This window comes from Streptomyces changchenzhani (assembly GCF_039766235.1).
Lineage (GTDB): Bacteria > Actinomycetota > Actinomycetes > Streptomycetales > Streptomycetaceae > Streptomyces.
The window spans coordinates 97,637-111,411 of the sequence record NZ_JBDHNH010000002.1; the positions used below are offsets into that span (position 1 = coordinate 97,637).

The 13,775-nt window shown below is 68.8% G+C and carries 12 protein-coding genes and 2 pseudogenes; 7 read left to right on the forward strand and 7 right to left on the reverse strand.

Annotated features, from left to right (window positions below; translation table 11 throughout):
* Positions 1–10 precede the first annotated feature (10 nt).
* The 3 genes from ABCR94_RS08670 to ABCR94_RS08680 all read left to right on the forward strand — a co-directional run bounded on the left by ABCR94_RS08670 (position 11) and on the right by ABCR94_RS08680 (position 1,701).
* On the forward strand, positions 11–424 hold the full coding sequence (locus ABCR94_RS08670) for a roadblock/LC7 domain-containing protein (RefSeq protein WP_347118598.1): 414 nt from the start codon (positions 11–13) through the stop codon (positions 422–424).
* A gap of 91 nt (positions 425–515) precedes the next feature.
* On the forward strand, positions 516–1,139 hold the full coding sequence (locus ABCR94_RS08675; protein WP_347118599.1) for a DUF742 domain-containing protein: 624 nt from the start codon (positions 516–518) through the stop codon (positions 1,137–1,139).
* On the forward strand, positions 1,120–1,701 hold the full coding sequence (locus ABCR94_RS08680; RefSeq protein ID WP_347118600.1) for a GTP-binding protein: 582 nt from the start codon (positions 1,120–1,122) through the stop codon (positions 1,699–1,701). Before ABCR94_RS08675 ends, ABCR94_RS08680 begins: the two co-directional genes overlap by 20 nt.
* Positions 1,702–1,780: 79 nt before the next feature.
* Here the strand turns inward: ABCR94_RS08680 and ABCR94_RS08685 are convergent, their stop codons facing one another.
* From ABCR94_RS08685 to ABCR94_RS08695, 3 genes are all read right to left on the reverse strand, one after another.
* Positions 1,781–1,987, reverse strand: coding sequence for an acyl-CoA carboxylase subunit epsilon (locus ABCR94_RS08685; RefSeq protein ID WP_347118601.1), 207 nt, complete (start codon positions 1,985–1,987; stop codon positions 1,781–1,783).
* 78 nt (positions 1,988–2,065) lie between these two features.
* Positions 2,066–3,649, reverse strand: a complete 1,584-nt coding sequence (locus tag ABCR94_RS08690; protein WP_347118602.1) for an acyl-CoA carboxylase subunit beta — start codon at positions 3,647–3,649, stop codon at positions 2,066–2,068.
* Between the two features lie 164 nt (positions 3,650–3,813).
* Positions 3,814–6,204: a polysaccharide lyase 8 family protein gene (locus ABCR94_RS08695; protein ID WP_521976729.1), complete on the reverse strand. Its 2,391-nt coding sequence runs from the start codon at positions 6,202–6,204 to the stop codon at positions 3,814–3,816.
* A gap of 189 nt (positions 6,205–6,393) precedes the next feature.
* Here ABCR94_RS08695 and ABCR94_RS08700 point away from each other — a divergent pair.
* Positions 6,394–6,513: pseudogene (locus tag ABCR94_RS08700) on the forward strand (beta-1,3-glucanase family protein); the annotation flags it as partial.
* A 132-nt stretch (positions 6,514–6,645) separates the two neighbouring features.
* A complete protein-coding gene (locus ABCR94_RS08705; protein WP_347118605.1) occupies positions 6,646–7,719 on the forward strand; it encodes an AAA family ATPase in 1,074 nt (357 codons plus the stop codon).
* Positions 7,720–7,742: 23 nt separating this feature from the next.
* Here ABCR94_RS08705 and ABCR94_RS08710 read toward each other — a convergent pair whose 3' ends face one another.
* Positions 7,743–9,281, reverse strand: a complete 1,539-nt coding sequence (locus ABCR94_RS08710; RefSeq protein WP_521976531.1) for an ISL3 family transposase — start codon at positions 9,279–9,281, stop codon at positions 7,743–7,745.
* A gap of 184 nt (positions 9,282–9,465) precedes the next feature.
* On the opposite strand from ABCR94_RS08710, the pseudogene ABCR94_RS08715 reads away from it, so the two are divergent.
* Both ABCR94_RS08715 and ABCR94_RS08720 read left to right on the forward strand, forming a co-directional pair.
* Positions 9,466–10,718 (forward strand): annotated as a pseudogene (locus tag ABCR94_RS08715) (IS256 family transposase).
* 202 nt (positions 10,719–10,920) lie between these two features.
* A complete protein-coding gene (locus ABCR94_RS08720) occupies positions 10,921–12,012 on the forward strand; it encodes a tetratricopeptide repeat protein (protein WP_347118606.1) in 1,092 nt (363 codons plus the stop codon).
* A gap of 91 nt (positions 12,013–12,103) precedes the next feature.
* Here ABCR94_RS08720 and ABCR94_RS08725 read toward each other — a convergent pair whose 3' ends face one another.
* The 3 genes from ABCR94_RS08725 to ABCR94_RS08735 are packed head-to-tail and all read right to left on the reverse strand — an operon-like array spanning position 12,104 to position 13,766.
* Positions 12,104–13,024 carry an IS3 family transposase gene (locus ABCR94_RS08725; RefSeq protein WP_347119122.1) on the reverse strand — a complete coding sequence of 307 codons (921 nt, stop codon included), beginning with the start codon at positions 13,022–13,024 and terminating at the stop codon, positions 12,104–12,106.
* Entirely contained in the window at positions 13,021–13,350 is a 330-nt protein-coding gene (locus ABCR94_RS08730) for a transposase (protein ID WP_347116874.1), read from the reverse strand. The genes ABCR94_RS08725 and ABCR94_RS08730 overlap by 4 nt, the downstream gene beginning before the upstream one ends.
* A gap of 20 nt (positions 13,351–13,370) precedes the next feature.
* Positions 13,371–13,766, reverse strand: coding sequence for an ATP-binding protein (locus ABCR94_RS08735; RefSeq protein WP_347118607.1), 396 nt, complete (start codon positions 13,764–13,766; stop codon positions 13,371–13,373).
* Positions 13,767–13,775: the final 9 nt, after the last annotated feature.

Below are 13,775 nucleotides of genomic sequence, written 5' to 3' on the forward strand. Positions count from 1 at the left end.
TGTGAGTCCGATGAGCCAGGCGGCGCAAAATCTGAACTGGTTGATCACCAACTTCGTGGACAACACCCCTGGGGTGTCCCACACGGTGGTGGTCTCCGCCGACGGACTCCTGCTGGCGATGTCCGAAGGATTCCCGCGCGACCGCGCCGACCAGCTGGCGGCCGTGGCCTCCGGCCTGACGTCGCTGACCGCGGGGGCCTCGCGGATCTTCGAGGGTGGGGCGGTCAATCAGACCGTCGTGGAGATGGAGCGCGGCTTCCTCTTCCTCATGTCGGTCTCCGACGGCTCCTCGCTGGCGGTGCTCGCCCATCCCGAGGCCGACATCGGCCTGGTCGGTTACGAGATGGCTCTCCTGGTCGACCGGGCGGGCAGTGTCCTCACCCCGGACCTCCGCGCCGAACTGCAAGGAACTCTTCTCAACTAGTAGACATACAGTGCGCTTTGGCATCCTCGGGCTTTAGGGTTCGGGGATGCGGCGCCCCAGTAATCGGCGTCCGGCAGTCGGAGGAGGAAACGTGGCTACACCCCCGGACGGTTCTTCGGCCAACTGGCCTTATGGCCAGGGCCAGAATCAGGGTGACCCCTCGCAGAACAGGTTCAACTTCCCCTCCGCGCCGAGCCGACAGCAGCAGCAGCCCCAGCAGTCGTACGAGCGCTCCCAGCAGCAGCCCCAGCAGTCGTACGAGCGCTCCCAGCAGTACCCCCAGCAGCCGTACGACCGCTCTCAGCAGCCGCCGCCCCGCATCCAGCCGGTGCAGCAGCGCCGGGCCCCCGAGCCCGCACCCCCGATGGCCGACCACAACCCGTTGGTCCGTCCCTATGCCATGACCGGCGGCCGCACCCGGCCGCGCTACCAGCTCGCCATCGAGGCACTGGTGCACACCACGGCGGAGCCCGCACGGCTGCAAGGGCAGTTGCCCGAGCACCAGCGGATCTGCCACCTGTGCCGTGAGATCAAGTCGGTCGCTGAGATCTCGGCACTCCTCTCCATCCCCCTCGGCGTTGCCCGGATCCTCGTCGCCGACCTGGCGGAGGCCGGACTTGTCGCCATCCATCAGCCCGGCGGCGACGAATCCGCCGGCGGCACGCCAGACGTGACACTCCTTGAAAGGGTGCTCAGTGGACTTCGGAAGCTCTAGCAGCGGAGCAGCCCGCTCCACTACCTCCGCGAAGATCGTGGTGGCGGGCGGCTTCGGCGTGGGCAAGACCACGTTCGTCGGAGCCGTCTCGGAGATCAACCCGCTGCGCACCGAGGCCGTCATGACGTCCGCTTCGGCGGGCATCGACGACCTCACCCACACCGGGGACAAGACCACCACCACGGTGGCGATGGACTTCGGCCGCATCACGCTGGACCAGGACCTGATCCTGTACCTCTTCGGTACGCCCGGTCAGGACCGCTTCTGGTTCATGTGGGACGACCTCGTGCGCGGCGCCATCGGCGCCATCGTGCTGGTCGACACGAGGCGCCTCGCCGACTGTTTCCCGGCCGTCGACTACTTCGAGAACAGCGGACTGCCGTTCGTCATCGCCCTCAACGGCTTCGAGGGACACCAGCCCTACAACCCGGACGAGGTGCGCGAAGCACTGCAGATCGGCCCCGACACCCCGATCCTCACCACCGATGCCCGCCACCGCGCGGACGCCAAGAGCGCGCTGATCACGCTGGTCGAGCACGCGCTGATGGCACGCCTGCGGTAGGACGCGCCGTACGTATACGCATGGGAAAGGTCCCCGTACTCCTAGGAGTACGGGGACCTTTCCCATGAGCTCCGGGCGATCAGCCCTGCCAGCTGTGCGGGGCGCGGAAGCCGGGGGTGCGCTCCAGGCGACGCCAGCCGGCGGTGGAACGGCCGCCGTGGGCGGGCTCGGTCTCGGGGTGGGACGCGGCGCGGGCCAGCAGGATCGCGGTGATGGCGGCCAGCTCCTCGGGAGCGGCCTGGCCCTTCTCGACGCGCAGCAGGGAGGACTGGACAGGAGTACTCATGACTCGGTGATCTCCGTTCTTCGCAGGATTACTGCGGGGGCAGGGTTGCTGCAGGGGCAGGACTACTGCGGGGCAGGATTACTGCGGGGGGTTGCCGTGCTTGCGCGACGGCAGGTCTGCGTGCTTGTTGCGGAGCATCGCGAGGGAGCCGATGAGTACCTCGCGGGTCTCCGCCGGGTCGATCACGTCGTCGACCAGACCGCGTTCGGCGGCGTAGTACGGGTGCATCAGCTCGGCCTTGTACTCCTTGACCATGCGGGCACGCATGGCCTCGGGGTCGTCGGCCTCGGCGATCTGCTTGCGGAAGATGACGTTGGCGGCGCCCTCGGCGCCCATCACCGCGATCTCGTTGGTGGGCCAGGCGTAGGTGAGGTCGGCGCCGATGGACTGCGAGTCCATGACGATGTACGCGCCGCCGTAGGCCTTGCGCAGGATCAGCGAGATCCGGGGCACGGTGGCGTTGCAGTACGCATAGAGCAACTTCGCGCCGTGCCGGATGATTCCGCCGTGCTCCTGGTCGACGCCGGGCAGGAAGCCGGGAACGTCCAGGAGCGTGATGATCGGGATGTTGAACGCGTCGCACATCTGCACGAAGCGGGCGGCCTTCTCGGAGGCCTCGATGTCGAGCACACCGGCGAGGGACTGCGGCTGGTTGGCGACGATGCCGACCACCCCTCCGTCCAGGCGGGCCAGCGCGCAGATGATGTTGGTCGCCCAGCGCTCGTGGATCTCCAGGTAGTCGCCGTCGTCGACGAGCTCCTCGATCACCTTGTGCATGTCGTACGGACGGTTGCCGTCGGCCGGCACCAGGTCGAGCAGTGCGTCGCCGCGGCGGTCTGCCGGGTCCTCGGCCGGAGTCGTCGGCGGGTTCTCCCGGTTGTTCGACGGGAGCATCGAGATCAGGTAGCGGACCTCGGCGAGGCAGGTCTCCTCGTCGTCGTACGCGAAGTGCGCGACGCCCGAGGTCCCGGCGTGCACATCCGCGCCGCCGAGCCCGTTCTGGGTGATCTCCTCGCCGGTCACCGCGCGGACCACGTCCGGGCCCGTGATGAACATCTGCGAGGTCTCGCGGACCATGAAGACGAAGTCGGTGAGGGCCGGGCTGTAGGCCGCGCCGCCCGCGCACGGGCCGAGCATCACGCTGATCTGCGGGATGACGCCGGAGGCGCGGACGTTGCGCTGGAAGATGCCGCCGTAGCCGGCGAGCGCCGAGACGCCCTCCTGGATACGGGCGCCGGCGCCGTCGTTCAGGGAGACCAGCGGGGCACCGGCCGAGATGGCCATGTCCATGATCTTGTGGATCTTCGTGGCGTGGGCCTCGCCCAGCGCGCCGCCGAAGATCCGGAAGTCGTGCGCGTATGTGAAGACGGTGCGGCCCTCGACCGTGCCCCAGCCGGTGATGACACCGTCGGTGTACGGCCTCTTGGCCTCCAGGCCGAACCCGGTCGCCCGGTGCCGGCGCAGCTGCTCGACCTCCTTGAACGATCCCGGGTCGAGCAGCAGCTCGATGCGCTCGCGGGCGGTCAGCTTGCCCTTGGCGTGCTGTGCCTCGGTCGCACGTTCACTGGGTCCGCGCCGGGCCTGCTCACGCAGGGCGTGCAGCTCGGCCACCCGGCCACGGGTATCTGCGGGCTCACCCTGCGTCTCGTCCAAAACGGTCATGTACTGACCCTACGAAAGAGACCAAGAAAAACAGCCCGTCGACTCTGTACAGTCTCCGGGCCGTTTTCCTGGTAGGCCTAAACAGAACCTTCTTCGCGGACGCCCTTACTGCCAGCTCAGACCAGTCGCCCTTTGTCGGGGTCCAACAACACCGTCGGGCCGCGTCAGCTGAGAGTCACCTCACAACGATGGCTCGCCCCTGCCGTCCCCGGCGTCACGCGCAGCCGCAGGGTGCCTCCGGTGGCGAGGATCTCCACCGACGGATCCTTGGTCACGACCCCCCGGACCGGTTGCCGCCAGGTGATCTCCACGGGCTGCCCGGTGCGGGTCGGCTCGCTGACGCACAGCGTCGCCGTCCTGCGTCCCTGGGTGCGCCCCTCGCGTACGAGCACACTGGCCGGCGCCGTCGTGGTGAGCGGCCCCACCGTACCGGCCTGCCAGAAGTTGGCCGCGGTCAGACCCAGCGAGCGGACGGTGACGGCCTGCCGGGCGGCGCTGTTGGCGAGGATCCGGAGCCAGCCCTGGTCCTGGGCGCGGGCGGCGAGGGTGCGGCGCGAGGCGCCGGGCATCAGGAGGTAGGCGTACGACGCGTCGGTGGGGTCGGTGCCGTGGTCGAGCCACAGGGTCCGGTAGCGGCGGGTCCGCTTCTCAGTGGTGCTGGTGGTGTTGATGTCGTTCCACGACCCGGTGCGGTCCTCGCCCAGCGTCTTCAGGGCAGCGCCACCGGGGAAGACCCAGCCGCCGTGACCGTCCAGGTGGGCCCAGCGGGGACGGGAGCGGTCCTCGACGGTGAAGGCGTTTGTACCGCCGGCGTTCGTGCCGCTGGCGTTTGTGCCGCTGGCGTTTGTGCCGCTGGCGTTTGTGCCGCTGGCGTTTGTGCCGCTCTCGCCGAGCATCCGGTTGTCGACGATCGTCTCGGTGGGTACGCCGTCGGTGCTGGTGATGCCCGCGCCGAGGCAGACGACCGTATCGGCGACGCAGAACCACGACTTACGGGCTTCGAGGGTGGACCCGAGCCCCTTGAGGTGCTGGCCGACCGCGGCGAACTCGCCGTCGCTCGCCCCGCCGACCCACTTCACCGCGGGCTTGGGAGCCCCCCACTCGCCGCCCGCCCGGTCGGCCAGCCGCTTGGTGGAGACGGTGGTGCCGGGCAGCCGGTAGGGGTCGACGGTGGGCCAGAACCAGTCGGTGTACTGGTCGCCGCCGCGATCCGCGTTCCACCAATAGAGCATTCCGGCGCCGGTGTGCCAGCCGCGCGGATTCTCGCCGTTGCCGCACTCGTAGTACGCGATCCGCTCCGAGGCCATGGAGATATTGGCGGCCCAGCCGGGGCGGCGGTGCACTGCCCGGTCCATCGAAGCGAACAGCTTGTGGTTCACCGGCTCGGGAGCGGCCGGCTCCGGCCCTTCGGCGATCGTCTGCAGCCGCGAGAGGTCCGCGACGCCGAGCTGGCGGGCGGCCAGGATCGGCGCGGTGGTGTCCCGCTCGATCCAGCCCTTGACCCTGGCGTTCCAGCGGGCCCGCTCGGCTGGCGACGCACCGCCGGCGAGCAGCGGGACGGCCGCGATCAGCCCCTGGCCGTGGAAGTGGTCGCTGCGCATGACCAAGAGGTCGTCGCCCGCCAGATAACCGCGGCTGATGGCCCGGCCGTTGACGCTGTCCATCATCAGGCCGTTGTGGATCAGCGGCGCGTACGCGTTCTCGACGCTGTCCAGGATGATCTGCCGCTTCGGGTCGGTGACGGCCCAGGTCGAGCCCGCGAGCAGAGTGAAGAGCCGGCCGAGGCCGTCGAGCATGACCTGTCCGTACGTACCGGAGTAGGCGACCCAGGTGTGCTGGACGAACGATCCGTCGGCGTACAGGCCGTCGCCCTTGGTGACGTACGGGAAAACGGGTGACAGGGCGTCGCGGGCGAGCCCGATCTTCGCCGGGTTTCGTCCGACGACCCCGCGCATCGCGACGGAGCGGCAGAGGTCCACGCGGTTGGCGCCGGTGGAGGTGCCGGTGTAGGAACCGAGCATCGTGTCGGGGATGAAGTGGTCGACGGCGGCGCAGGCGGCGGTGCGCCGGTCGGGAGTGAGCTGGTCGTGGAGGGTCGCGACGATGTCGAGGAGGAGGCGGGGGCTGCCGATCTGCCACTCCCACCAGTTGCCGTAGCGGGTCGTCGAGGGGTTGTAGACCTTCGCCGAGAGGTGGTCGAGACCCCTGATGATGTCGGCGAGGAGACCCGCGTCGCCGGTGAGGCCGGTGCCCGGCTGGGCGTACGCCTGGGTCATGGTCCACAGCCGGCCGTAGCTGCGGGTGATGCCGGCCGGCGGGTCGAAGGTCTGGCCCGGCCACAGCGAGGTGTCGGCCGGGGCCATGGACACACGGAAGCCGCGGGCGAGTTCGCCGGTCTCCTTGAGGCGGCCGGCGTACGGCTCGGTGGCGGGGTCGTAGCCTTCGCCGAGCGCGAGAGCGACCCAGCGCAGCCGCAGGGTGTCGAACTCCTCCTCGACAGCAACCGCTTGCGCTCCGGACGCCGGGTGGGCGGGTGCGGCGAGCCCGAGGCCCAGCCCGACGGTCGTGACGGATGTCGTGGCGAGGAAAACGCGGCGGGACCAGGCTGCGGGCAGGTGCGGCACGGGGAATCCTCCCAGAGGGCGTGTGGTGTAGACCTGTGCCCGCTGGTGTAGCACGGGGTTCGGGGGGCTTTCAATGGGTGGGACGGGGTGGATGGTAAGCGCTTGTGGTGGGGTGCGCGGGTGGACTGTGCCATCCCGCTCGGCGCCGCCGGATCCGCGCCCGTCGTACTGACGCTCCCTCAGATGTACGGCGCCCGCGTGTACTTCGTCCGCGACGACAAGCTGGACTTCTTCCTCAACCGTTCCTAGCCAGTGTGCATGAGTGAGTCCTGGACCCACTGATGTGTTCTGGGCGCATCCCGAACGGTGTTGGATGCGCTGGGTTCCCGCTTTCGCGTTCCGCTCGGCGGCACGTCTCTGGGGGCGTGGTCCGTGGCGGGTGGGCGGGTTCACGTCGACTTCGGCCAAGCGCTCGTCATGGGCGACGCGGTCGCCAAGAAGGAAGAGCACCACTACTACAGTCCGCACGTACCGATACCCACTGCGCTCCACGGCGTGCCTGCCCCACCCGCAGGATTTACCGGCCGCACCGACGAACTCGACGTGCTGCTCAAGGCGCTGGATCCGGCCGCCCACTCCCCCGTGACTGCCGTCGCCGGCCTGGGCGGTGTCGGGAAGACCGCGCTCGCGCTGCACACCGCCCATGCCGCGCGTGAGCGCGGCTGGTTCCCCGGCGGCACGCTCTTCATCGACCTGCATGGGTACGACCCGGTGGCCACGACGGCATCCCAAGCACTACAGGCGCTGCTACGAGCCCTGGGCACTGCACCCAAGCGCATCCCCGCAGCGGCCGAGCTGGACAACGCGTCCTCCCCTCAGCAAGTACGACCACTCCTGGCGGGGCACCCGGCCCACCGCACGCTGATCACGTCACGTGACGTACTCCCACAAATCGGCGCCCAACAGATCCGCTTGCGGCAACTCACCCCCGGGGCATCCAAGGACCTGCTCGACCACGCCCTGCGCACGGCGGACCCGTACGACCGGCGCATCACCGAGGACAGCACGGCCTCCGAGCAGCTCGCGTGCACCTGCGGCGGCCTGCCTCTGGCGCTGCAAATCTGTGCGGCCCTGCTGATCGCCGACCCCGAAAAGCCCGTCGCCGAGCTAGCGGAAGAACTCGCCGACTCCAGCCGCCGCATCGACCACCTGGACGACGGCGAACGCTCAGTACGCGCCGTCTTCGACCTGTCCTACCGCCGCCTGCCGCAGGACCAGGCCCGACTCTTCCGCCTCCTGGCCATCAGCCCCGGTACCGAAGTAACTCTCAACGCCCTCAGTGCACTTGCGGGCGCACCGGATACCCCACAGCGCCTCCTCGACGCCCTCGCCCGCACCCACCTCGTCGAACGCGGCACGACTCGCAGCCACTGGCGTATGCATGATCTGGTGCGGGACTACGCGCAGACGGTGGGGGAGTGTCATGAATCAGGCTCTGTCCCGTAATCGGTGGTAACGCTGTGTGGTGATCATTGGAGGAGGATGCGGTGGCGGAGCAGGGGGAACCCGGCTCGGCCGTGCATCTGTCTCATGATCCGCTTGGTTCGCGTGTTGACGCCCTCGGTGCGGCCGTTGTGGTACGGGCGGGTGAGGCCGGCATCGACGGCGGCACGGTCGAGTTCGAGGCCGTTCGCGAAGGAGTGCAGGTGGGGCAGGCCGGCGGCGCGAAGCGTGGCGATCCAGTTGGTGAGCTTGGTGTCGTTGCCTTCCGCAGGTGCCAGTAGCTGAGCGAACTCGCCGGTGAGGCGGGCGAGTTCGCTCATCTCGGGGCAGGCCTTGGTCAGTTCCCGCAGTAGTGCGGTGTCCTTGTCGCGCAGGTTCTCGGGGCGGGTGAGCAGGAGGCGGGCGAAACGCTGCGGGGTGGTGACTGGCTTGTCGCCCTCGGCGCGGCCTTGAGTGATGTAACGGACCAGGAGGTTGGCGCTGCCGGTGTAGCCCCGCTCCTTGATCTCGCGCAGGAGGTGAGTGACGGGCACAGCCGGGTCGTCGCTTCGGCGTCGGCGCAGGTGGTCGCGGTAGGGGTCGACGAGTGTGGGCTTGTAGCGGGGTGCGCGGCGGTCGCCGGTGGGCTCCTTCATGCGGGCGTACCGCTTGACGGTGTTCAGGGCGACATCGAGGCGGCGGGCGCATTCGAGGAGGCCGACGCCCTGGTCGAGCAAATGGTGGACCCGCTGCCAGCGCTCGCGGGTGGTCTGCTCGCGCACGCCCCCGGGGCGGGTGGGGTTCACAGCGGTGGCCCAGCAGGCGGCGTGGGAGCGGACTTCGGCCAGGACCTTGCCGCACAGGTTGGACCAGAGGTGCCATCTGTCGCTGACCTGTACCGCTTCGGGGAGGGCTTGACGGATCGCTTCGGCGTAGGTGGCGGAGCCGTCGCGGCAGACGTACTCGGCCCCGGGATGCGCGCGCAGCCACGCGGTCAGGGTCTGGGCGGTACGGTCGGGCAGGACGTCGATCCGCTCGCCGGTCTCGGCGTCGATGATCACGGTGGCGTAGCGGTGCCGGCGTTTGAGTGCGAAGTCGTCGACGCCGAGCACGCGCGGGACACGCAGCGGCGTCACCACCTGGCACATGAGCATGCGCAGGGCGGTCGAGCGGGAGATCGCGCAGGCCAGAACGCGGCACAGGCGGGCGCCCGCCCGGCCCGCTAACTCCTTGACCACCGAGTTCAGTTGGTTGGTCAGGCGGTTGGTGCGGCGCTGGTAGCGCTCCACGACGCCGGGAACCTGCTCGCGGAACGTCTGCCGCGGGCAGCCGAGAACCGGGCACACCAGGCGGCGGACCCGCACCGAAACGACGATCCGCCGTCCGTCCACCGGAACGTCCGCGAGCACCCGCCCATGAAACCCGTGCACCCGTGCTGTTCGCGTCCCGCACGCGGGGCACGGCACCGGATCGTCCCGGGTCCGCGCCGACACCCGGATGGACTCAGCCTCGCCCGTCACCCCCTCGATGACCAGGGCCGACAACCCTGAAAACACCACCGCCACAAGCTCATTGACATCGCGCACACCATGCCAACGACAACCGTCACTCTTCGTTACCACCGATTACGGGACAGAGCCATGAATCAGGTGTGGACCTCCACGAAGGAGTCACCTGATGAGTACGACGACTGGTCACCTGATCGAGTCCGGTGGCGGCGTGTCGCTTGCCGAGGGCGGTGAGAGCGTCCAGGGTGCCGACGTGAAGTCGATGCCGGTGTCCGCGAACGGACTGTCCGCTGAGTTGCTGGAGGAGCTGGCCGCGCTCGCGGCGGAGCGGACCGCCGAGGGCGGGCTGCGGCTGATGGGCGAGGACGGAATCCTGCCCGAGCTGGCCCAGCACCTGATGCAGGCCGCGCTGGAGGCTGAGATGGACCAGCATCTGGCCGCCGAGGCCGGGCAGCGCGGCGGGCGTGGGTCACGCTCGGGCGGCAACACCCGTAACGGCTACCGGGCCAAGAAGGTCATAACGGAAGTCGGCCCGGTCACGGTGCAGGTCCCCCGGGACCGGCTGGGCACCTTCAGCCCCAGACTGCTGCCGAAGTACGCGCGGCGGACCGGCGCGCTGGACGAGATGGTGCTCTCGCTGACCTCGAAGGGCCTCACGTCCGGGGAGATCGTCGCGCACCTTGCCGAGGTCTACGGCATGACGACGACGAAGGAGACCGTCTCCACCATCACCGACAGTGATAGTGGTATCCGGGTCCCCTCGATCCGGTCTACCCGGTCGTCTTCATCGACGCCATCCACGTCAAAATCCGGGACGGGCACGTCGCCAACCGCCCGATCTACGTGGCGATCGCGGTCACCGCCGACGGCTACCGCGAGATCCTCGGACTCTGGGCCGGCGACGGCGGCGAGGGCTCCAAGTACTGGGCCACCGTGCTGACCGAGATCAAGAACAGAGGCGTCCGTGACGTGCTGATGCTGGTCTGCGACGGGCTGTCCGCCCTGCCCGACGCGGTCAACACCGTCTGGCCGCAGACAGTGGTGCAGACCTGCGTGGTCCACCTCATCCGCAACAGTCTGCGCTATGCCTCGCGCCGCGACTGGGCCGACGTCGCCCGCGATCTCAAGCCCATCTACACCGCCGTCAACGAAGAACAAGCCCGCGCCCGGCTGGAGGAGTTCGCCGAGAAATGGGGCAAGAAGTACCCCTCGATTCCCGGAACCTGGGAACGAACCTGGAGCGAGTTCGTGCCCTTCCTCGGCCTGCCCGACGCGATCCGCCAAGTCGTCTACACCACGAACGCCATCGAGTCCCTGAACGCCCGCTACCGGCGCGCGGCCCAAGCCTGCGGGCACTTCCCCAACGAGACCGCCGCCCTCAAGCGCCTCTACCTGACCACCCTCGCCCTGGACCCCACCGGCCGCGGCCGCCAGCGCTGGAACAACCGCTGGAAGACCGCCCTCAACGAGTTCGACGTCCTCTTTGACGGCCGCCTTACCGCCATCCGAGCGTAGGCCGATCAGCCCACCAAAGAACCTGTAGGCCAAACAGACGAGCTACACCTGATTCCTGATAGACCCGACGGTGGTGAAGGGGGATACCGGGCTGCGGCGGGAGGCGGAGGAGGCACAGGGTCGGTTGTTGGCCTTCTACTTCGAGTGGGCGGATGCTGCTTGCGATCATCTTCGGGCGTTGCCGGGTGATGAGGTGCCGGAGTTGTTCGGTAGCCGGAAGCAGGCGTTGGTGTGGCTGGATGCGGAGCGGGCCGGTCTGCTAGGTGCCGCGCTGTGGGTCGAGGACCCGGTGCATGCCGAGACGGCGCTGCGGGTGGGGTTGCACCTGGGGGTGTATCTGCATTTCCGACGGTACTTCGACGATTTCGCGGTGGTGATGGAGGCCGCGCGCGACGCCGCTCAACGCGTCGGTGATCGGCACAACGAGGCCGTGACGTGGAACAACCTCGGCATCGCCCTGCAACAGCTGCGACGCTTCGAGGAGGCCGCCGAGGCGCACACCCGCGCCCGGGACATCTTCGTCGAGCGGGTTGACCACCACAACGAGGCCACGGCGTGGAACAACCTCGGCGTCGCCCTGCGCGAGCTGCGACGCTTCGAAGAAGCCGCCGAGGCGCACACCCGCGCCCGGGACATCTACGTCGAGCGGGGTAACCGGCACAACGAGGCCACGGCGTGGAACAACCTCGGCGTCGCCCTGCGCGAGCTGCGACGCTTCGAAGAAGCCGCCGAGGCGCACACCCGCGCCCGGGACATCTGCGTCGAGCGGGGTGACCGGCACGGCGAGGCCACGGCGTGGAACAGCCTCGGCAGCGCCCTGCAAGAACTGCGACGCTTCGAAGAAGCCGCCGAGGCACAGACCCACGCCCGGGACATCTGCGTCCAGCTGGGCGACCGACACAGCGAGGCGATGGCGTGGAACAACCTCGGCAACGCCCTGCAAGAACTGCGACGGTTCGAGGAAGCGGTCGAGGCGCACACCCGCGCCCGGCACATTTACGTCGCGCTGGGCGATCGGCATCGCGAGGCCACGGCGTGGAACAACCTCGGCATCGCCCTGCGAAAGTTGCGGCGCTTCAGGGAAGCCTTGGATGTCTACCGCGACGGCGAGATCCTCTTCGTCGAGGTCGGGGACTGGTACAGCGTTGGCGTTACCCGTTGGAATATCGCCCTGCTCTTCGAGGATCAGCAGCGAACCAGCGAGGCCAACGCCGCCTGGGCCTCCGCAGCCGACGCCTACACCGAGGCCGGAGCCACCGAAGAAGCCGCCAAAGCACGGCAAGAAGCCGAGTAGCCCCCTCCCAAGCATCACGTCTGCCGCGCGAACTCGCACCAGACGACCTTCCCCGGGTCCTGAGGTTCCCCCGGTGTGCGGGAGGTGCTGATCAGCTGGTCAGGATGGGTTGACGTGGTTTCAGGTTCGCTTGTTCGGTCGTCGCCTGGTTGGCGTAGTGCTTCTCCTCGAACTCGATGGGACTGAGGTAGCCGAGGCGTTTCTGGATGCGTCGGCTGTTGTAGAAGCCGTCGATGTACTCGAACAGCGCGAGGTTGGCCTCGGCCCGGGTGACGAAGACGCGTCCGCGCACGCACTCGGTCTTGATCAGCATCCACAGATTCTCCGCGAGGGCGTTGTCGTAGCTGTCGCCCACGGACCCCATCGACCCCTCAATACCCGCACGTACCAGCCGTGTTGTGAGCTTGATGGACGTGTATTGACAGCCGTGGTCGGCGTGATGGATCAAGGTGCCGGGCACGGGCTCGCGGCTGGCCAGGGCGTACTCGAGGCAGGACAGGACCAGGTCGGCGTCCGCGCGGGCGGAGGTCTCCCAGGCCACCACCCGGCGGGAGAAGGCGTCGCGGATCGCGGAGAGCCACAGCGGTCCCTCACCCGTGGGGATCATGGTGAGGTCGGTGACCCACAGCCGGTTCGGCACGGGAGCGGTGAAGTCCCGCTGCACCAGGTCCGGGGCGAGCGTGGCCGTCGGGTCGCGGCGGGTGAAGCCCTTGCCCGTGCGGCGTGGGCTGAGGCCCGCCAGATCGGCCTCGCGCATCAATCGCTCGACCCGCTTGCGGCCGATGGCCACGCCCTCGCGCTTGAGCACGGCATGCACGCGGGGCGAGCCGTAGATCCCGCCGGAGTCGGCATGGATCTCCTCGATCTTGGTCGTCAACTCCGCGTCACGGCGGCGGCGTTCACACGGCTCCTTCTCCTGCCGGCGCCAGCGGTAGTAGGTGGACGAGGGGACGTGCAGTTCCCGGAGTACGGGCTCGACACCGAGGTCACTGCGTTCGCTGAGGAACGTCAGTACCTGCGCCGGGTCGTGTCGAGTTCCTGGGCGAAAAAAGCCGAGGCCGTGCGCAGGATCTCGTTCGCCCGGCGCAGTTCCTTCACCTCCCGCCGCAGCTGGCCCAGCTCGTCCTTCTCCTCGGTGGTCAGCCGGTCGTCGCGCTCGCCGCGGTCGGCCTCGGCCTGGCGGATCCAGCCGCGCAGTGCCTCCGGGTGGACCCCCAGCTCAATGGCCAGGCGCTTGATCTGGGGCTTCGGCTCGGCGGTGCGATACATCCGCACCGCACGCTCACGCAACTCCAGCGGATATTTCCTCGGAGCGGCCATGGTCAGAGTTCCTCTCATGAGAACCATCTGACCCGCTGTCATCGCCCTCCGCATCTCGGGGGAACCTCATCCCGCTCCCACACCCCCCACTTGTCCGCCAACGCCCCGACCAGGAGCAGGCCCCGGCCTCCCTCACCTTCCGGGCAGGGTGCCGGAAGCCGCACCTTGCCCGGGCCGCTGTCGTGGACCTCGATGCGCAGGGCCGCGTCGTGCTCCAGGTAGAGGTGCACGCGGAAGCCCCGGCCCGGCGGGACGCCGTGGAGCAGGGCGTTGGTGGTCAGTTCGCTCACGCAGAGCAGTACGTCGTCCACGCGGTCCGCGACGCCCCAGTCGGCCAGGACCTGGGCGGCGAACACCCTGGCAGCCGGGACGGATCGCCGCTCGCGCCGGTAGAACGCTTCGCGGAAGTAGGGAAGTGGAGTTTCTCCGTTCATGCGACCACT